Origin of the sequence: Nocardiopsis sp. NRRL B-16309 (assembly GCF_001279585.1) — a bacterium.
Taxonomy (GTDB): domain Bacteria; phylum Actinomycetota; class Actinomycetes; order Streptosporangiales; family Streptosporangiaceae; genus Nocardiopsis.
This window is the reverse complement of record NZ_LGEC01000087.1, coordinates 31,968-49,204: the sequence shown is the minus strand read 5'-3', so window position 1 is coordinate 49,204 and position 17,237 is coordinate 31,968. Positions and strand designations below refer to the sequence as shown.

At 65.2% G+C, this 17,237-nt stretch carries 17 protein-coding genes and 1 tRNA gene; 12 read left to right on the top strand and 6 right to left on the bottom strand.

Annotation, left to right across the window (positions count from 1 at the left end; genetic code table 11):
* Window positions 1–813: 813 nt before the first annotated feature.
* On the top strand, window positions 814–2,154 hold the full coding sequence (locus tag ADL05_RS29855) for a DUF3696 domain-containing protein (protein WP_082376590.1): 1,341 nt from the start codon (window positions 814–816) through the stop codon (window positions 2,152–2,154).
* Between the two features lie 903 nt (window positions 2,155–3,057).
* Here ADL05_RS29855 and ADL05_RS19675 read toward each other — a convergent pair.
* Window positions 3,058–3,594 (bottom strand): flavoprotein, encoded by a 537-nt coding sequence (locus tag ADL05_RS19675; RefSeq protein ID WP_053618463.1) that lies wholly within the window; start codon window positions 3,592–3,594, stop codon window positions 3,058–3,060.
* 61 nt (window positions 3,595–3,655) lie between these two features.
* On the bottom strand, window positions 3,656–4,111 hold the full coding sequence (locus ADL05_RS19670) for an NUDIX hydrolase (protein WP_231640823.1): 456 nt from the start codon (window positions 4,109–4,111) through the stop codon (window positions 3,656–3,658).
* Between the two features lie 30 nt (window positions 4,112–4,141).
* Here ADL05_RS19670 and ADL05_RS19665 point away from each other — a divergent pair, with 30 nt between their 5' ends.
* From ADL05_RS19665 to ADL05_RS19635, 7 genes are all read left to right on the top strand, one after another.
* Window positions 4,142–4,921, top strand: coding sequence for a GntR family transcriptional regulator (locus tag ADL05_RS19665; protein ID WP_053618462.1), 780 nt, complete (start codon window positions 4,142–4,144; stop codon window positions 4,919–4,921).
* Window positions 4,922–5,532: 611 nt separating this feature from the next.
* Window positions 5,533–5,793 (top strand): hypothetical protein, encoded by a 261-nt coding sequence (locus tag ADL05_RS19660; RefSeq protein WP_231640822.1) that lies wholly within the window; start codon window positions 5,533–5,535, stop codon window positions 5,791–5,793.
* Window positions 5,790–6,221 carry a hypothetical protein gene (locus tag ADL05_RS19655; protein ID WP_082376586.1) on the top strand — a complete coding sequence of 144 codons (432 nt, stop codon included), beginning with the start codon at window positions 5,790–5,792 and terminating at the stop codon, window positions 6,219–6,221. Before ADL05_RS19660 ends, ADL05_RS19655 begins: the two co-directional genes overlap by 4 nt.
* A gap of 213 nt (window positions 6,222–6,434) precedes the next feature.
* Window positions 6,435–7,175 carry a GntR family transcriptional regulator gene (locus ADL05_RS19650; protein ID WP_053618461.1) on the top strand — a complete coding sequence of 247 codons (741 nt, stop codon included), beginning with the start codon at window positions 6,435–6,437 and terminating at the stop codon, window positions 7,173–7,175.
* 113 nt (window positions 7,176–7,288) lie between these two features.
* Window positions 7,289–7,696, top strand: a complete 408-nt coding sequence (locus ADL05_RS19645; protein ID WP_053618460.1) for a hypothetical protein — start codon at window positions 7,289–7,291, stop codon at window positions 7,694–7,696.
* Between the two features lie 100 nt (window positions 7,697–7,796).
* The gene (locus ADL05_RS19640; RefSeq protein ID WP_053618459.1) at window positions 7,797–8,048 is read left to right on the top strand and encodes a hypothetical protein; all 252 of its coding nucleotides are present in this window, start codon (window positions 7,797–7,799) and stop codon (window positions 8,046–8,048) included.
* On the top strand, window positions 8,048–9,475 hold the full coding sequence (locus tag ADL05_RS19635) for an FtsK/SpoIIIE domain-containing protein (protein ID WP_156365929.1): 1,428 nt from the start codon (window positions 8,048–8,050) through the stop codon (window positions 9,473–9,475). The genes ADL05_RS19640 and ADL05_RS19635 overlap by 1 nt, the downstream gene beginning before the upstream one ends.
* Here ADL05_RS19635 and ADL05_RS19630 read toward each other — a convergent pair.
* Complete coding sequence (locus ADL05_RS19630) at window positions 9,448–9,672, bottom strand: hypothetical protein (RefSeq protein WP_053618457.1); 225 nt, start codon at window positions 9,670–9,672, stop codon at window positions 9,448–9,450. The two genes, ADL05_RS19635 and ADL05_RS19630, sit on opposite strands and share 28 nt — an antisense overlap.
* Window positions 9,673–9,701: 29 nt before the next feature.
* On the opposite strand from ADL05_RS19630, the gene ADL05_RS19625 reads away from it, so the two are divergent.
* The 3 genes from ADL05_RS19625 to ADL05_RS19620 are packed head-to-tail and all read left to right on the top strand — an operon-like array spanning window position 9,702 to window position 12,820.
* Complete coding sequence (locus ADL05_RS19625) at window positions 9,702–11,387, top strand: replication initiator (protein WP_053618456.1); 1,686 nt, start codon at window positions 9,702–9,704, stop codon at window positions 11,385–11,387.
* Window positions 11,384–11,593, top strand: a complete 210-nt coding sequence (locus ADL05_RS29850) for an AlpA family transcriptional regulator (RefSeq protein ID WP_082376585.1) — start codon at window positions 11,384–11,386, stop codon at window positions 11,591–11,593. The genes ADL05_RS19625 and ADL05_RS29850 overlap by 4 nt, the downstream gene beginning before the upstream one ends.
* 27 nt (window positions 11,594–11,620) lie before the next feature.
* A complete protein-coding gene (locus tag ADL05_RS19620; RefSeq protein WP_053618455.1) occupies window positions 11,621–12,820 on the top strand; it encodes a site-specific integrase in 1,200 nt (399 codons plus the stop codon).
* Between the two features lie 102 nt (window positions 12,821–12,922).
* On the opposite strand, the gene ADL05_RS19615 is transcribed toward ADL05_RS19620, so the two are convergent.
* Together ADL05_RS19615 and ADL05_RS19610 are read right to left on the bottom strand one after the other, a co-directional pair.
* Window positions 12,923–12,996: transfer RNA gene (locus ADL05_RS19615), tRNA-Pro, on the bottom strand.
* A gap of 73 nt (window positions 12,997–13,069) precedes the next feature.
* Window positions 13,070–13,993 carry a metallophosphoesterase gene (locus tag ADL05_RS19610; protein WP_053618454.1) on the bottom strand — a complete coding sequence of 308 codons (924 nt, stop codon included), beginning with the start codon at window positions 13,991–13,993 and terminating at the stop codon, window positions 13,070–13,072.
* A gap of 100 nt (window positions 13,994–14,093) precedes the next feature.
* Between ADL05_RS19610 and ADL05_RS19605 the strand changes: the two genes are divergently transcribed.
* Window positions 14,094–14,546 carry a GatB/YqeY domain-containing protein gene (locus ADL05_RS19605; RefSeq protein ID WP_053618511.1) on the top strand — a complete coding sequence of 151 codons (453 nt, stop codon included), beginning with the start codon at window positions 14,094–14,096 and terminating at the stop codon, window positions 14,544–14,546.
* A gap of 216 nt (window positions 14,547–14,762) precedes the next feature.
* Here the strand turns inward: ADL05_RS19605 and ADL05_RS19600 are convergent, their stop codons facing one another.
* Window positions 14,763–17,147, bottom strand: a complete 2,385-nt coding sequence (locus ADL05_RS19600; protein WP_053618453.1) for a penicillin-binding protein — start codon at window positions 17,145–17,147, stop codon at window positions 14,763–14,765.
* Window positions 17,148–17,237: the final 90 nt, after the last annotated feature.

Genomic DNA, 17,237 nt, shown 5'->3' with positions numbered 1-17,237 from the left:
TGGCCGCGGCATATGGCCGAGTTGCATGACCTGCGTACAGCCATAGCCATAGAGGGCGGTGCGGCGATGAACGGTGCCGGTCGCACGGTCTCCCGAAGCTCTCCCAGAACACGGATCAGGCGGCCACACCCCTCGGATCAGGCGGCCACACCCCTCCGTTCTCGGAGGCGTCTGACCGCCTGACCTGCTACTTCCCAGTCGGGGTGGCGGGATTTGAACCCACGACCTCTTCCCGTACCGGGGTCCTCCTCTGACCGGTAGATGGAACCCGGAAACCACCCCTGACCTCGCCGTTCGCCCCGATCGGTTCTCACCGCTTCCGGAGCTCTCCCGTAGCCATGTGCACTGAATGTGCATTGCTCTTGACCCCAGCCACAGGACGTCCGCCCCAGGTGCGATGGCCTGTCCCGCATACCTGAACCAAGCTCCCTCAGCCCCGGTCTTCGGCAACCATCGTCTTCGGTCCGGGGTGCCCGATGGCGCCGGGGCCGACACCCCAGACAGTCCGTGTCGCGCCATCGGGCACCCCGGGACCTGAACACGTCATCAACCATTGGGACCAAATGCCCTGACAGGCGACTGTGTCCTGAGTCACCATGGAGGTATCGGGCAGCTCTGGCCCCGCTCGCCGTACGGGCCTGTCCGAGAGACGTTGCGTGCGTGCGGCCTACGGCCGTGCGCTCGGGACCGGGCGGCAGCCCGCAGCCCGAGCGGCGGCCGAGGGCCGCTGCGACGGCGCGAGCGCCGTCGCCTTGATCCCATACAGCCCAACTCGGCAAACAGCAGCAGGCAGACTAGCAAATGGAGGAGCTAATGACAGAATCATCAGACATCAAAAGGTGGCGCCCGAAGGTGAAAACTCTATATCTTCGAATTATGGGATATAAGTCAATTAGAGGTATGACAAAAATGAAAATAAAGCCTTTGACGCTGATTGGAGGATCGAATAGCTCCGGAAAATCGAGCTTTATGCAGGGTCTACTTCTCGTGAAGCAAACGATCGAAGCTCAGTTTGACCCGGGGCCTCTCTTGATGAATGGTCCGAATGTTGCACTGACGTCTGTGGAGCAAATGTTCTCGAGGGGCAGGTCGAAAAATGACGCTGCCAAAATGTTCTCCGTTGGCGCGCACATTAACGGCATTTCAGTCGATCTTCAATTCACGAAGGTGAAAAGTGGATTGCACTTGAAGAACATGCGGCTAAAAAGGCGAGAAGAGGTAAACCTTCATCAGGGAATGTCTGCCGATATCGAATTCTTGCGAGAGGCGCCCGGTTCGCGGTTCAAGCGATATGAAAAGCTAATTGACGAAGCGTCGGCCAAGAGTTCGATTAAGAGAAACCGCTGTTTTCTTGAAGCTTCGGTGAAAGTTGACTCATTTGAATTTCCCATTCCTAACTACGCGGTGAACACGTTTCGCAGGCTGGCTGTGGATACGATCCACGTTCCCGGACTCCGGGGGAACCCTGAACGCGTTTATCCAAGTTCTGCTGTGGGGACTGCATTTCCCGGAAAGTTTGAGAAGTACGTAGCTAGTCTAATTGACTCTTGGCAGAATGGATCTACCGAGGATAAAGCTAAGCTTTCCGCGTTGAATCGGGATCTAGAGAGTCTTGGTCTGACATGGAAGATCATGTCCAAGCCAGTGAATGACATCAGCGTAGAGCTCCTAGTAGGGAGGCTTCCGCATGCACAGCAAGGCGGGGCACATGACCTAGTAAATATTGCCGATGTTGGCTTTGGTGTCTCCCAAACCCTTCCTGTTTTGGTTTCGCTGATAGCCGCTGACGCAGGTCAGATTGTTTATATTGAACAGCCCGAGATTCATCTCCATCCACGGGCTCAGTCCGCCCTTTCCAAAGTTCTTGTGAGGCATGCGAAACGGGGTGTAAGGGTAATAGTTGAAACTCATAGTCCACTGATTATTAAGGGGGTCCAGTCCTCTCTTGCGCACAAAGAGGTCGATCCGGAAGATGTGGCCCTGCACTGGTTCACTCGATCCTCGGAAGATGGGTGCACCAGCCTTAAGACTGCAAACGTTGATGAGTTTGGGCGTTTCGGTGACTGGCCTATCGATTTCGACGAAGTTGTTATGAATTCTGAAATGGAATATCTAGACGCGGTAGAAGACAGGATGCAGGAGGAGGGTTTTTGAAGCCGTCAAATGAGAGTGAATACATTATAATTGATGCGTGTGTGGCTGGAAGTGCTAGTACGAGCAACAGTCCTATGTCAGATAATGCTAGGAATATTTTGGCAGCCGTATTGACGAATAGGATTGGCGCAGTTTTCTCTCCTGAAGTAACTCGCGAATGGAAGAAAAACGGAAGCAAGTTGTCACTGAACTGGAGGTATCAGATGATGTCGCGAAAACTTATTAAGCGAGCTGAGGATAAGGAAAATAGATTGCTTCGATCAAAAATTAATGAGTGTCTACCTGATGCAAACGATATAGCGGCGCTTCTTAAGGATGCTCACCTGCTTGAACTCTCCTTGCGGTTAGGGAACGCGGTCGTGTCGAGCGACAAGCGGTCAGAAAAGCTTGCCAAGAGGGTGTCGGAGGAGTTCTCTCCAATTAAACGAGTGCAGTGGGTGGATCCGAATGTAGGTAATAATGATTGTACTTCTTGGATATCTGGTCGGGTATCTGATGTAACCTTCAGGAGGCTGGGGGGTGCATGAATAGATAAAATTTTCACTATTGTTGGTGATGTTCAGTGGGTTTGCGTATATTTCTCCTCGGGGCGGCTTGCAGCGGAGGGCTAGGTAGACGATCCTCCGGGCCATCTTCTTGTTAGACACCCGTAAGGTGTTCCATTTCGACGTGGATTCCATTTTCTTGCAGGGGCTCGCGCGCAACGTCTTTCTCCGGAGTTTCGTCCAACTTCGGGGTGCCCTAGGGGTTCCCAGGTGCCGTTGTCCCTGCGGCGGAACACCAGCACGCGTCTGTTCGCGCGTATGACTGCCCCTGCAAAAGAAACCGAGTGCAGCGGTGTTGATAGGGGGCCATCGGTTTCACGGTTCATCCATTGCAGACCTGGATTCCGGTTCTACTGCCTTAGAGAGTCTTCTCTGCTTCGTCTAGAGCAAGCTGCCAAGGGAATTTGTCGAACACGCTCGACCCGCTTCCGGCTTCGTGCGGGGTGAACGCGCCTAGTCCGATCAATACGAATACCTCTTCGGTTCGGAGCTTCTTAATGCTTTCTCGGAACGGGGCTCTGCTGGCGTAAGCGGAGTTCACAAAGGGGAGGATGACGGTCGGTACACCGAGGCCGATGGCCTCGCTCACCACGTCCAGCACGTAGTTATCGGCGATCCCGTTGGCCAGCTTATTGATGGTGTTGAACGTGGCCGGGGCGATGACGATGGCGTCGGCTTTCGGAGAGCGGGGGTCCCCTGGCGCGCGGTGTTGGCTCCGGACTAGTCGGCCGGTCTGCTTCTTCAAGGTCTCGACTTCGATCAAGCTGACAGCGGCTGGAGTGGCCATGACTTGAACTGTCCAGCCTCGGCCCTGGGCCAACCTGACCAGAGTGCCGACTTCGGAAGCCGGTCCTGCCGCGCACACCACCACGTAGAGCGTCTTCTGGTCACCCATGGAATCAGAAACCGACCCTTTCCGAGATGAGTTCTGCCTCGTAGTGTGCTCGGGAGAGTACTTACTGGCTTGAGGAGAGTCGTTTCCCGTCGTGGGTGCGAACACGAGGGAGGTTCGGTTCCAGAGCATCCAGAAGGCGAACTGCGTAGACCTCGCCCATGTGCTTCTTGACCTCGTCGGGTGTGAGCCACTCGACGGCGGTTGCCTCGCTCGTGGTGCTCTCCTCGCCCCCTGACGGCTTACAGCGGAAGACAAGAGCGACGATTCCGCGGGCCATGTTCTTGTAGACGCCCGTGAGCTGTTCCACTTCGACGTGGATGCCGGTCTCTTCCAGGACCTCCCGGACCACGCCATCTTCGGGGGTCTCGTCCAACTCCAGGACTCCGCCTGGTGGCTCCCAGGTGCCGTTGTCCCTGCGCCGGATCGCCAGCATGCGTCCGTCTTCGCGTATGACGGCACCTGCCACGGACACCGAGTGCAGCGGCGTTGACGGCTTGTCTCCGGTGCTGTTACTCATGTACAGGAGCATAGGAGGAACAGAAGGACTATGGCGAGCACTGTAGGGGCGAAGTCGGCGAAGCCCCGGTATCTCCAGATCGCGGACGACATCGAAGAGCAGATCCGGGCCGGCGGCCTGGCTCCTGCTGAGGAGATTCCGAGCGAGACGACGCTGATGGAGCGCTACGGCGTCTCGTCGGGCACAGTCCGTAAGGCGGTAGCCCAGTTGCGGACGTCGGGCCTGGTGGACACGTACCAGGGCAAGGGCTCCTTCGTGAAGTCCAGACCGCCCGTCAGACGCAAGTCCTCGGATCGGTTCCGTCGCTCCCATCGCCGTGCGGGCAAGGCCGCGTACATCGCGGAGACCGAACAGGCGGGCGTGAAGCCGACGGTCCAGGTGATTTCCATCGGTCCCGTGTCCGCTCCGGCAGAGATCGCCGAGCGCCTGGCCGTGGATGAGGGCGACAAGGTGCTTGCCCGGCGTCGGCTCTACTTCAGTGACGGCACACCCACCGAGGAAGCGACGTCCTACCTGCCGTGGGACGTGGCGCGAGACATCCCCGAACTCTTCGAGGAGAACCCCGGCGGTGGTGGCATCTACGCCCGGTTGGAAGAGCACGGTCACGAGTTCGAGGAGTACACCGAGACCGTGCGGGCGCGTCTGGCGACCAAGCAGGAGGCGAGTGCGCTCGCGCTCAGTCCTGGCTCTCCGGTCATCCACCTGACCCGCAACGCCGTGACCGCGGAGGGGCGTGTCGTGGAGGTGTGCGACACCATCATGGCCGCTGATCAGTTCGTGCTCGACTACCGGATCCCGGCCACGGACTGACGGCCTGGCTGGCGCCTTGGGAGCCGCGTCTTCGACTCAGAGGGTTGACTCATGTACAGGAGTACGTCACTCTTATCTACATCACTCATGTACATGAGTGGATGGGTTCAGCTTATGTATAGAGGTTGAGTCCTGGGTTCGTTGATGTGACAGGCGTGCCCCCTGCTCTTGCGGTGGGGTGCTGCCACCCCCAGTCCCCTCGGGAGCGTGCTTCGTGGAATCCGTCGCCGTATCCGCTCCGAAGCGGTGCAGGTCCTGCCGTGGTCGCGGGTGGAAATCGATCCGCTCACGGCGGCTCGTCGTGGTCCGCTCGTCCACCGCACGTGAACCTGCAGTCCGTGCGGCTCCCTGCACGGCATGCCGAGGGAGCGGAACGAACTCGTGATGAAGCGGGGCGCGTACTCCTGCGCCGGGTGGCTCCCGGTTCGTCGGCGGTTCCGCCCCATAGACAGCAGACCCCCGCGACGCGGGCTAGGCATCCGGGGGCGCGGCCAACCTGATGGAAGCAGGCTGACGTGAGAGACCTTATCGCCCTGATTCGGGCGCTGGTGACTCTGATACGACCGACCCGACACGGCAGGCACCACCGTGCCGGCCCGCCGCTGTTCCGCGTGCCGACTCCCAAACGGGTGGAGGTCTGGCCCGCTCCGGACCCCATCGTGATGGACGGCGACGACCCCCGCGCCTACTCCCTGGTGCGTGGCCCCTACGCGCACGTGGAGCGTCGTCGCTTCGCTCAGCGGGCTGAGAACGACCGGCGGGGGATAGACCTCCTGGTGCAGATCGCGAAGCCGTCCCCCGCTCCGGATGACATGGCCGAGTTGCGTGACCTGGTGCGCACGGCCATAGCCATAGGGGCGGTGCGGCGATGAGCGGCGACGGACGCGGCACGGTGATCGACCGCGAAACTCTGATGACCTGGGCTCGTTCCCAGGGTGTGCGGGTGCGTGTGGCCTGTGAGGACTGGGAGTCCATCACTTACGAGACCCTGGCCCGGCAACCGGACGGGACGTCCCTGGTTCAGCGGCATCGGTGGGTGCTGCCCGAACCGGTGACGCGGCGACGGCTGCTGATGACGTACGTCGTCGGGCTGTGTCACGAGGTCGATGGGGCCGAGTGCAACCATGTCCGGCGCATTGTGCCCCCGGTGCTGTCCTCGGCGGATGAGGCGGCCCGGCATGACGTGGCCCTGGTCGCCGCCGCGATGGTGGAGGTCGAGCGCCGGGCGGTGTGCGGGGCGACGGTGGACAACCTGCGGGTCTACATCGTCGAGCGCGCCGTGCACTGGCGGTCCTTCTGAGAACTCCCGCGTGCTCCGGCCTCTCTCTCCCTGACCCCGGGGACCGGGGCACGCGGGCCTCGTTCTTCCTCACACGGTGATGTGCGCGCCCGAGCGGCGTGCTTCCCGCCGTGCTCCCTGATCGCGGGTCGGGGCTCAAATGTGCCCCCACCTGCTGACAGGGCCAGACCACGCAAGTAAGCTACTCGACCATACGAGTACTAGAGTCACCAGGTGGACAATATGTCGAGTCTGGAGTTCGCTCCGCCCAAGTACGTACAGATCGTGCGGGCGATCCAAGAGCGCATCGAAGACGGTACGTACCCCGTGGGGGAGATGCTTCCCTCGGAATCCCGGATGGTGCGCGAGTTCGGGGCCGGACGCTCCACGGTGGTGCGGGCCTTGCAGATCCTGAGCATGCAGGGGTGGATCGAACGCGAACACGGGCGCGGGTCGTTCGTGCGGGGCGTTCCGCAGCAGACCTCCGAGCGCTCCCATGCCGGCGCCAGTGCCTTCGACGCCTCCGAGGAGGCCAAGAGCAACCGCATTCTCAAAGCGGGCCGTACTCCCGTGCCCGCTGCTGTGGCTGAGGCGGTGGGTGTGCCCGAGGGTTCCCCGGCGATCAGGCGTCAACGCCTGGTCCTGGATGACGGCCAACCCAGTGAGCTGGTCACCCTGTGGTTCCCCCTCGACGTCGCGGACGGCACCGACCTGGGCGACGAGCAGTCGATCAGCATCGGTGCACGCGAACACGTGCAGATGGTCAAGCAGGTGCGGCCCTCTCGGGTCTCCGAGCGGCTGTGCGCGCGGCTGGCCACGGACGAGGAGTCCGAGCGCCTGGGTCTGGACGAGGGGACTCCCGTGCTCGGCATCACGGCTCGGATACTGGATGCCTCAGAGAAAGTGATCGCGGTCGCCGAGGTGGTTCTTCCCGGTGACCTGCACGAACTGGAGGACTCCTACCCGGCGGGGTAGTCGCGGGCGAACACCGGCCACTTATCTACTTGTCCGATCAAGTGTGGCCGGTTATCCTGAACTCAACTTGACCGGACAAGTGGTTGAGTGATCATCAAATGGAAGGCTGATTGATGGCTATTCAGGGTGCGTTGCCGGTGTCCTTCGGGACGGTGTTCCCGCACGGTGCCTTCGCGCTGGGCGTGGAGGCGATCACGGACTTCGAGACGAAGCGTCCGCAGATGGACAAGGAGACCGGTCTGCCGCTGTGGGCGGTGGATGTGATCGATGCCGACCCGGAAGCGCGGGGCAAGGCCAAGTCGGTGAAGGTCAAGGTCGCCGCCGAGGTGTGCCCGACCCTGCCGGACGAGGTTCCCGGGCTGCCGTTCCGGCCGATCGAGTTCGAGGCGATGGCGGTCATGCCCTACGTGGACGACAACGGCCGCCGCCCCCGGGTGGCGTACTCGTTGCGGGCCCGTGGTGTGAAGGCTCCCGGCGGCGCTGTGGGTGGTCGTCGTGCCCCGGCCAAGGAAGCCGCCTGATCCGCACATGAGTCGGGGCGGCCTGGTGCTGCAACACCGTCGGCCGCCCCTTCCACCCCTCCCGTTACCTGCGAAAGCTTCGTGAAGAGGTGTCTTCAGTATGTCCGATTACCCCACTGACCTGTCCGGCCTGACCGGCGCGCAGTTGGTCCGGCTGTTCCTGGACGCGGTCGACTCCCGGCCCGCCACCGATGCCGAGCGCGCCGAGTTCTTCGACTTCAAGGCCCGTGTGTTCGCCACGCTCGCGGACCGGGACGACAACCCGGACGCCGTCAAGGCCGCTGCTCGTGCCCGCGCTGACCGTGACCGGGTCCTGGCGCGGATCGAAGACGCGATGGGCGGTGACCGGTGATGGCGAAGATCGGTGCTGCCCAGACCCCTCCGACGCTGCCGACCCCGGCTCAGGGAGTGCGGTGGACGACTCCGATCGTGGAAACCCCCGGCATCGTCGTCCTGGGCTCGTGGATCTGGCGGCTGATCCGCTTCCTGGTCACTTTGCCGTTCCGCTTCCCGGTCCTCGTCGCTACTGCCTCGGTGTCTTTCGCTGCCTGGTGGTGGCTGGACTGGCCCGGCCTGGCCGGACTCTGGGCCGCTGCCGCTGTGGCCTCCCTGGTGTGGTGGCGTACCTGGCCCGACTCCTACCGGACCTGGGTCCCACTTCGCCTGTTGGCGTGGTGGAGGCACGTGTTCGTCTACCGCCGTCACTGGCAACCAGTGCTGGTGATCTCCGGGCTGGCCGAGTCCTACCAGGAACGCCGCTACCTCCCCCGCATCCGCCGCGTCACCTGTGACACCTGGGCCGACCGGGTCCGGGTCTCCCTCGTCGCCGGTACGTCTCCGGCGGACTTCGAGACGCGGGTGGCCGAGCTGGCTCACGGGTTTGCCGCTCCCTCGTGCCGGGTGATCGTGAACGGGCCGAGGGACATCACCTTAGAGTTCCCCCGGCGCGACACCCTGGCCGAACCCCTCGACGCCCTGGACATCCCTGACGCCCCGGAACTGAGCGCACTCCACGTGGGCCAGAGGGAAGACGGCTCTCCGTGGCGGCTGCACCTGCACGGCACGCACGTCCTGGTCGCCGGGGTGACCGGTGCGGGCAAGGGATCGGTGATCTGGTCGGCGGTCCGGGCGATGCTCTCCGCCGTCGCGGACAACACCGCGCAGGTGTGGGCGATCGACCCCAAGCGGATGGAACTCGCCTACGGGCGGGACCTGTTCGCGCACTATGCCGACGACGGTGAATCCGCGGTGGAGGTGCTGGAAGTGGCCGTGGCCCAGATGCAGGACCGGGCCCGGCGCTACGCGGGCAAGCGGCGCTTCCACACGCCAACCGTTGAGGACCCTTTCGTCCTGGTGGTCCTCGATGAGGTGGCGTTCCTAACCGCGTATCACCCGGACCGGGATGTCCGCCGTCGGGCAGAGAACGCCATCGCGACTCTGACCTCGCAGGGCCGATCGGTCGGCTTCGCCGTCCTGGCCGCACTCCAGGACCCCCGCAAGGAGGTCATGAACCTTCGGAACCTGTTCCCGGACAAGGTCGCGCTTCGCCTGGACGAGGCGTCCCAGGTCGACATGATCCTCGGGGAAGGCGCCCGGGACCGTGGCGCGAACGCGCATCTGATCGACCCCACCTTGCCCGGGGTGGGCTACGTCCGTGTGGAGGGCTCACCGGCCCCGGTCAGGGTCCGGGCCGCCTACGTGTCGGACGAGGACATCACCGCCATGGTGAGTGCACACCGTGGCAGTGCGAATCACTCCGTCGACGGCGGTGAGGGGTGAGTCGTGCTCTCGCTGCTGCGGTCCATCTGCTCCAGGTGGGCACGCCGGTACGAACGAAAGCTCGTAGTGGCGGTGCAGATTGCTGCAATCCCGGTGCACGTGGCGAACAGAGTGTCGCCCTGGGCCAGATGCCCGAATGTGAGCACGCTGAACGCCATCGTGCCGATCAAGTTCGCCAGGCCGGACAGGGCTTGCATGGCACCTCTGTATTTCGGGGGGTGGGGTAGTGCCGACGCCTACCGGTAAGTCGACACGAGCCGAGCGGCTCGCGCAACCCCTGGCGCGTGAGGTCGCCGAACAGGTCGCCGCCGACCACGCGGTGTGCATCCGTCCGGTCTCCCTTCGACGCACCGATATCGCGACCGGTGCCACTGAGGTGATCGACGTTCCGTGTGGGTCCACGTTGGAGTCCCGGTGTCCGGCCTGTGCGAAGCGGAAGCGCTCCCTGCGGCGGACGCAATGTGAAGAGGGTTGGCACCTGGCCGAGGAACCCGTCGTGGAACCTGACCCTCCGTCCGAGGAACAGCGTGGGTGGGTCGAACAGCGGGCCATGGTGACCGCCGAACGGGACCGGCTCGCCTCCACGGGTGCCGCGTCGGCTGAGGACCTGGCACGGCTGGATGCGGTGATCGCTGATCTGGATGAGGAGATCACCGCCTCGGGGCTCCGGGGATCGGTGACCCGATCGGCCGATACCTCCTCGTCTGGGTCGCGTCGGGTGCGCTCCACCAAGCGCCGACAGGACGTGCCGGATCTCCCCAAGCGACCGATGACCAGGAAGACGGTCGGGCGGGCCTTCACCGATCCGGCCTCGGGCAAGGTGTTCCGGCCCTCGCTGTTCATCACGCTCACCCTGGACTCGTACGGGCGGGTGCGCTCGGACGGCACCCCGGTCGATTTCTCGACGTATGACTACCGTAGTGCTGCTCGGGACGCGCTGCACTTCTCCAAGCTGGTCGATCGGTTCGTGCAGAACCTTCGGCGGGTGGCCGGGTTCGATGTGCAGTACTTCGCGGCTGTGGAACCGCAACGGCGTCTGGCTCCGCACCTGCACATGGCCACGCGGGGAACGATTCCGCGTGCCGAGCTGCGGCAGATCGCGGCGGCGACGTATCACCAGGTGTGGTGGCCGAGTGCCGATCGTGTGGTCTTCGAGGGCGATCACCTCCCCGAGTGGGACGAGGCGACAGGTGTCTTTGTCGACCCGTCGACAGGCGAAGTCCTACCCACCTGGGACGAGGCGTTGGACGACCTCGACGCCGACCCCGACGCCGAACCCCATCACGTGGTCCGGTTCGGTCGACAAGTCGATGCCAAGGGTGTGGTCGCGGGTTCGGCTGACGCTGATCGGTGTGTGCGCTACCTGGCGAAGTACCTGACCAAGGACATCGCCGACTGCCACGCCGCCGAGACGACCCGGCAGGAACAGCACGTAGACCGCCTCCTGGACGCTCTCCGCTTCGAACCGTGCTCGCCTCGGTGCTCGAACTGGCTCCGCTACGGCATTCAGCCTGAGAACGCCAAAGCGGGTATGCGTCCGGGGTTCTGCCGGTCCAAGGCTCACCGTCGCGAGTACCTGGGCTACGCGGGTCGCCGGGTGCTGGTCTCCCGGAAGTGGTCGGGCAAGACACTCGCCGACCACAAGGCGGACCGGCTGGCCTGGGTCCTGGACGCCCTGGGGATCGACCCCACCGACGACGGCCAGGGCGACGAGGACAACCCTCGCCCCGCGCTCATGACGGTCGCCTCCGGCTCCTACGCCTGGGAACTGGCACGCCCCACAGACCCCGACGTCGCTCCCCGCGAACAACGCCTACTCCGGGCCGTGGGCGAAGCGCTCAAACGCCGTGCACAGCTCGACGCGGCTCGGCAGACGGATCTTTCGGCAACTCCAGAGACGAGGGTGGCATGAGTGCAGCGACGGCCCGTGTGGACGTTCCCGAACAGCGTCGGGCCGACGTCCTGTGGTCGGTCAAGGATGCCGCCGCCTATCTCCGCGTTCCCCCGAAAACGCTCTACGAATGGCGGTACAAGGGCGACGGTCCTCCCTCATACCGGGTCGGTCGCTACGTCCGCTACGTGCCCGCTGAGGTCCGTGCCTGGGTCCGATCCCAGTAATCCCAACCCCCGAGAGGAACACTCCCCATGGCTCGTGCGTGGGTCTACGACCGCACCAAGGACAAGGCATACGTGGAGGCGGTGAAGAAGGCCAAGGCGACCAAGCGCACGCCTCCCGCGCGCTGGATGGTCCGCTATTACGATCCCTCCGGCCGGATCAAGAGCGGTGGCACGTTCAAGAAGAAGCCGGACGCCGAGAAGAAGCAGACCGAGATCGAGAACAGCCTGCACGAGGGCAGCTATCGCAACCCTCACGACGCCAAGGTCACCCTGGCCGAGATGGCTGAGAAGTGGCTGAGCACGCGCACCGACATCAAGCGATCGACCTGGTGGAAGTACCGGGGCCTCCTGGACGCGCACGTGTTGCCTCGCTGGGGAGAGCTTCCGATCTCGGGGGTGTACTCCGAGGACGTCGCCGTGTGGGTGGCCGAACTCCAGAAGCCGCGGGACGAGGGCGGCGCCAATCTGGGAGCCTCACAGACCCGGCACGCCTACGGCGTTCTCTCCATGGTTCTCGAATGGTGCGTGCCACGCCGCCTCCCGGCCAATCCCGCACGCGGGGTCCCGCTACCGAAACCGAGTGAGGCCGAACACGTCTACCTCGATCACCTCCAGGTGGAGGCGCTGGCGGACGCGGCCGGATCGCTGCGGACCAAGTACGGCCAGATCGCCGCCGCCGCGAACATCAACCGGCCGCTCATCCTCCTTCTCGCCTACACGGGCCTGCGCTTCAACGAAGCCGCCGCGCTGCGGGTCGGCAGGGTGGATCTGGAGACACGGCGCATCCGGATCGTGACGGCCTTCGCCGAGGTGGAAGGCAAGCTGGTCGAACAGTCGCCCAAGACGGGCAAGAGTCGGACCGTGCCCATTCCCAGGTCCCTCGTCGCCGAGCTGCTTCCCCTCGTGCAGGGGCGGTCGGACTCGGCGCTCGTGTTCACCACCAAGCGGGGGACAGAGGTGCGGCTGCGCAACTGGCGAAACCGGGAGTTCGGCAAGGCACTCAAGGCCGCTGGGCTCGACGGGATGGGTCTGACGCCGCACAAGCTCCGGCACACCGCCGCGTCACTCGCCATCGCGGCCGGCGCTGACGTCAAGGTCGTGCAAGCGATGCTCGGGCACGCCACCGCGACCATGACCCTGGACCGGTACGGGCACCTGTTCCCCGACCGCCTGGACGAGGTGGCCGAAGCGATGGACGCGGCCCGACTGCGGGTGCTCGCGGCCTGACCGGCGGACCGACCATCCGGCCCACGACCCCCACCATGTGCAATGAATGTGCACTGCGGCCCTGAGGGCTCCATGCCTGGAAAACGAAGAACGGGTGCCCAGTCGGGGTGGCGGGATTTGAACCCACGACCTCTTCGTCCCGAACGAAGCGCGCTGCCAAGCTGCGCTACACCCCGAAGCAACGTCCCCAAGTCTAGCGGACGTGTGGAGTGCTCGCGCACCTGATTTAGGGGCGGGCCGCCGGGAGGATCAGTCCGCCGCCGGGACGAGGTCGAGCAGGGACGCCTCCGGGCGGCAGCAGAAGCGCACCGGGGCGTACGGCGAGGTGCCCAGGCCGCCGGACACGTGCAGCCACGCGTCGTCGTACTCGTGCAGCCCCCACGCGCGGCGCCGGTCGATGCCGCAGTTGGTGACCAGGGTTCCGTAGAACGGCAGGCACAGCTGCCCCCCGTGCGTGTGCCCCGCGAGGAGGAGCTGGTAGCCGTCGGCCGCGAAGCGGTCGAGGTTGGCGGGCTCAGGTGAGTGCAGAACGCCGAGTCGGATGTCCGCCGCCGGGTCCGCCGGTCCCGCGATCGCGTCGTACCGGTCGAGCTTGATGTGCGAGTCGTGCACGCCCGCCAGGGCGACGTCGAGGACGCCCGCCTTCAGCGATCCCTTGCGGTTGTTCAGGTCCAGCCAGCCCGCCGAGCTCATGGCCGCGCCGAGCTCGCGCCAGGGCAGATCCGGTACTCGGCGCTTGTTGTAGTCGTTCTTGCTGGTCCGCCACAGGTAGCGCGCCGGGTTCTTCAGCTGGGGCGAGAACATGTCGTTCGACCCGTACACGAACGCGCCCGGCCGGTCCAGCAGCGGCCCCAGGGCGTCGATGAACGGTTCCACCGCGTCCGGGTGGGCCAAGGAGTCGCCCGTGTTGACCACCAGATCCGGTTCGTAGGCCTCCAGGCCGCGGATCCAGTCGATGAGCATCCGCCGCCCGGGCGTCAGGTGCGCGTCGGACAGGTGCAGCACGCGCAGCCGCGGGCTCCCCGGCGGCAACAGCGGCAGTTCATAGCGGCGCAGTCGGAACCAGTTGCGCTCCACGACCGAGGCGTAGGCCAGACCGGCCACCCCGACGGCGCCGGTCACGGCGGCCGCGCGCCCCACGCGGCGCAGGAGTCGTCTGTTGTCGGTGCCCATCCGCCCTCTCCTTCGTTGTCGACTGATCGTCTCAGATCCGTGGCGACGCCGTGCACAAACGGTTGGTCCGCCCGTCCTCGCCGGCCGTAGGATCATGGTCATGTCCGAACTCAAAGCCCGCCTCAAATCCGACCTGACCACCGCCATGAAGGCGCGTGACAAGGTGCGCACCGGCACCCTGCGGATGGTGCTGGCCGCCATCGCCACCGAGGAGACCGCCGGGTCCGCCCAGCGCGCCCTCGACGACGACGAGGTCACCAAGGTGCTGGTCCGCGAGACCAAGAAGCGCCGCGAGGCTGCCGAGGCCTTCGAGAAGGGCGGGCGTACCGAGGACGCCGCCAACGAGCGCGCCGAGAGCGACATCATCGCCGACTACCTGCCCAAGCAGCTCACGGACGAGGAGCTGGCCGGGCTCGTGGACGCCGCCGTCGCCGAGACCGGTGCCTCCGGCATGAAGGAGATGGGCAAGGTCATGAAGGTCCTCAACCCGAAGGTCGCCGGCCTGGCCGAGGGCTCGCGGGTGGCCGCCGAGGTCAAGAAGCGCCTGGCCTGACGGCCCCACCCGCCTGAACGGCCCTACCGGCCTCACGAGCCTTTGGGACCGTCAACCCCACTGGCCCAACCAGCCCCACCGGGCCCAAGGCCCACGGACCCCCAAGCCCCACTGGCCCACCAGCCCCACCGGCCCCAAGGCCCACCGGCCGGTCCCACGGCCCCCTGGCACAACGAAAGGGGCGGCGGTGTCACACCGCCGCCCCTTCGTCATGTCCTACTGGGTGTCGTCCTCCCGGCCGAGGGATGTCGCCGGGACCACCGGCATCCACTCCTCGTCCGAACCGTCCGACGGCCCGTCCGCGCTCCCGCCGCCGCTGCTCAGGAACACGTTGACCGTGGCACCCTCCGGCAGGCGGGTCCCGGGGTCGGGGTTGACCGCGGCCACCGTGCCCTCGGGCTCGGCCGAGCGGATCGGCGTCCCGGAGACGTTGACCGTGTAGCCCGCCGACTCCAGAGCCGACACCGCGGCCGCCTCGGACTCACCGATGACGTCGGGAACGCCACCGGGGTCACTGGCCGGACTCGCGTCGTCCTCGGGCTCGGGTTGGCGTGGTGCCGACGTGGAACCGAACTTCGACGGGGACGGGGGCAGGTTCTCCGTCTCCAGCCCCTCATGGGCGCCCTGCATGGTCTCCTGCCAGATCGGGCCGGGGATCGTCGCCCCGTAGACCACCCCGTAGTAGCGGTCGCCGATGGTGACGTTGCGCAGCGGGTACTGCTGGGGGCCGCGCGGGTCGCCGACGAACACGGCACTGGCCATCGTCGGGGTGCCGCCGGCGAACCAGGCCGCCGCCGATCCGTCGGTGGTGCCGGTCTTGGCGAACGCCGGTCGGCCGATGCCCAGTCCGGTGGTGGTGCCGCCGTTGAACGTCTGCGACAGCAGGTACGTGACGCCGTGGGCCACGTCCTCGTCGATGACCCGCTCGCACTCCGGTTCCATCTCGATCGTGGTGCCCGCCTGGCGGTCCTCGATCCGGGTGATGGCCTGCGGCTCGCAGTAGACGCCGCCGGAGGCGAAGGTCGCGTAGGCGTTGGCCACCCGAAGCGGGGAGACCTCCTCACTGCCCAGCGTGAAGCTGCTGTTGGCCAGCGAGTTCGGGTTCTCCGTGAACAGGGTGCCGTCGGCCCGCTTGAGGCCCAGGCGCTCGGCCATCTGCATGACGTCGCAGATCCCCGCCCGGCGCTGGAGCTGGGCGAAGAAGGTGTTGGACGAGGCCTTGGTGCCCGACACCATGTTGTGCACGCCCTCGTTGCTGTCGCCGGCGTTGCTCGGCGACCACGTCGAGAGGGTGCCGCCGTTGCACGATCGCTGTCCGGACACCGACACCGAGGCCGGCGAGGGGAACGAGGTGCTGTAGGGCATGCCCTTGTCCAGCGCGGTCGCCAGGGTGATCGCCTTGAACGTCGATCCGGCCTGGAACCCGCTGCTGCCGCCCCGGTCGGCGTCGGTGGCGAAGTTGATGGACGTCTCGCCGATCTTGCTCTCGTCCGGGCCGTAGTTGCGGCTCTGCACCATGCCCAGGATCTGGCCGCTGCCCGGCTCGATGACGACCTCGGCCGCCACCTTGCGCGACTCGTTCTCGCGCGGTACCCACTTGTCGACGGCTTCCTGGCCGGACTCCTGGGTCTGCGGGTCGAGCGTGGTGTGGATCTCCAGCCCGGCCGTGCGCAGCCAGCGCGCCCGCTCGGTCTCGCTGGGACCGAAGGCCTCGTCCTGTTCGATCTCCTGGACGACGTAGTCGCAGAAGAACGGCTGGTCGCTGGGCACGCACCCGTTGGGCGGGGTGTCCAGGTCCAGGTCCATGTCCTCGGTCTTGGCCTCCTCGGCCTCGGCCTCGGTGATGGCACCCGTGGAGACCATGCGGTCGAGCACGACGTTGCGGCGCTCGATGGTCTGTTCGGGGAAGAACCGGGGGTTGTAGAGGTAGGGGTAGCGGACCAGGCCCGCGATCGTGGCGGCCTGGTGCAGCTCCAGTTCGCTGGCCGGGACCTGGAAGAAGTGCTGGGCCGCCGACTCCACGCCGTAGGCCCCGTCGCTGAAGTAGGCGATGTTGAGGTAGCCCTCGAGGATCTCGTCCTTCTCCATGCGCTGTTCGAGCGCGATCGCGTACCGCAGTTCGCGGATCTTGCGCGCGATCGTCTCCTCGCGGGCCTCGTCCAGCTCCTCCTGCGAGGTGGCCGCCTCGATCTGCACGTTCTTCACGTACTGCTGGGTGATGGAGGAGGCGCCCTGGGTGTTTCCGCCCAGGGTGCGCACGGCCGCGCGCAGCGTGCCCGCCACGTCCAGGCCGCCGTGTTCGTAGAAGCTGGCGTCCTCGATGGCGAGGATCGCGTCGATCATCACCGGCGAGACGTCCTCGATCTCGACGATCTCGCGGTTCTGGTCGAAGATCTCGGCGATGACACCGCCCTCGCTGTCGTAGATCGTCGAGCGTTGGGGGGGAGGCGGTGTCTCCAGGTTTCCGGGCATGTCCAGGAATCCACTCGCGACGTTACGCGCGGTGATCCCCAGGCCGCCGATCGCGGGAAGTGCCAGCGCGGCAACGAGAAGACCCGCTATGGCGCCGACGACGACGAGTTGGCTGATTCGTTGAAGCAATGTCCCCTGACCCACCCCATCAGACTAAGTGACCGCGAACGCGCAAATGGTGCGATGTGGAACGGACCGAGAGCGAGTGCAAGGAACCGC

Excerpts from the sequence above, each read along its gene's own strand:
- ADL05_RS19605 (WP_053618511.1), top strand. The coding sequence starts at position 14,094 with ATGTCCGAACTCAAAGCCCGCCTCAAATCCGACCTGACCACCGCCATG.
- ADL05_RS19630 (WP_053618457.1), bottom strand. The coding sequence starts at position 9,672 with ATGCAAGCCCTGTCCGGCCTGGCGAACTTGATCGGCACGATGGCGTTC.
- ADL05_RS19645 (WP_053618460.1), top strand. The coding sequence starts at position 7,289 with ATGGCTATTCAGGGTGCGTTGCCGGTGTCCTTCGGGACGGTGTTCCCG.
- ADL05_RS19640 (WP_053618459.1), top strand. The coding sequence starts at position 7,797 with ATGTCCGATTACCCCACTGACCTGTCCGGCCTGACCGGCGCGCAGTTG.
- ADL05_RS29850 (WP_082376585.1), top strand. The coding sequence starts at position 11,384 with ATGAGTGCAGCGACGGCCCGTGTGGACGTTCCCGAACAGCGTCGGGCC.
- ADL05_RS19665 (WP_053618462.1), top strand. The coding sequence starts at position 4,142 with ATGGCGAGCACTGTAGGGGCGAAGTCGGCGAAGCCCCGGTATCTCCAG.
- ADL05_RS19620 (WP_053618455.1), top strand. The coding sequence starts at position 11,621 with ATGGCTCGTGCGTGGGTCTACGACCGCACCAAGGACAAGGCATACGTG.
- ADL05_RS19675 (WP_053618463.1), bottom strand. The coding sequence starts at position 3,594 with ATGGGTGACCAGAAGACGCTCTACGTGGTGGTGTGCGCGGCAGGACCG.
- ADL05_RS19655 (WP_082376586.1), top strand. The coding sequence starts at position 5,790 with ATGAGCGGCGACGGACGCGGCACGGTGATCGACCGCGAAACTCTGATG.
- ADL05_RS19670 (WP_231640823.1), bottom strand. The coding sequence starts at position 4,111 with ATGAGTAACAGCACCGGAGACAAGCCGTCAACGCCGCTGCACTCGGTG.
- ADL05_RS29855 (WP_082376590.1), top strand. The coding sequence starts at position 814 with ATGACAGAATCATCAGACATCAAAAGGTGGCGCCCGAAGGTGAAAACT.
- ADL05_RS19610 (WP_053618454.1), bottom strand. The coding sequence starts at position 13,993 with ATGGGCACCGACAACAGACGACTCCTGCGCCGCGTGGGGCGCGCGGCC.
- ADL05_RS19635 (WP_156365929.1), top strand. The coding sequence starts at position 8,048 with ATGGCGAAGATCGGTGCTGCCCAGACCCCTCCGACGCTGCCGACCCCG.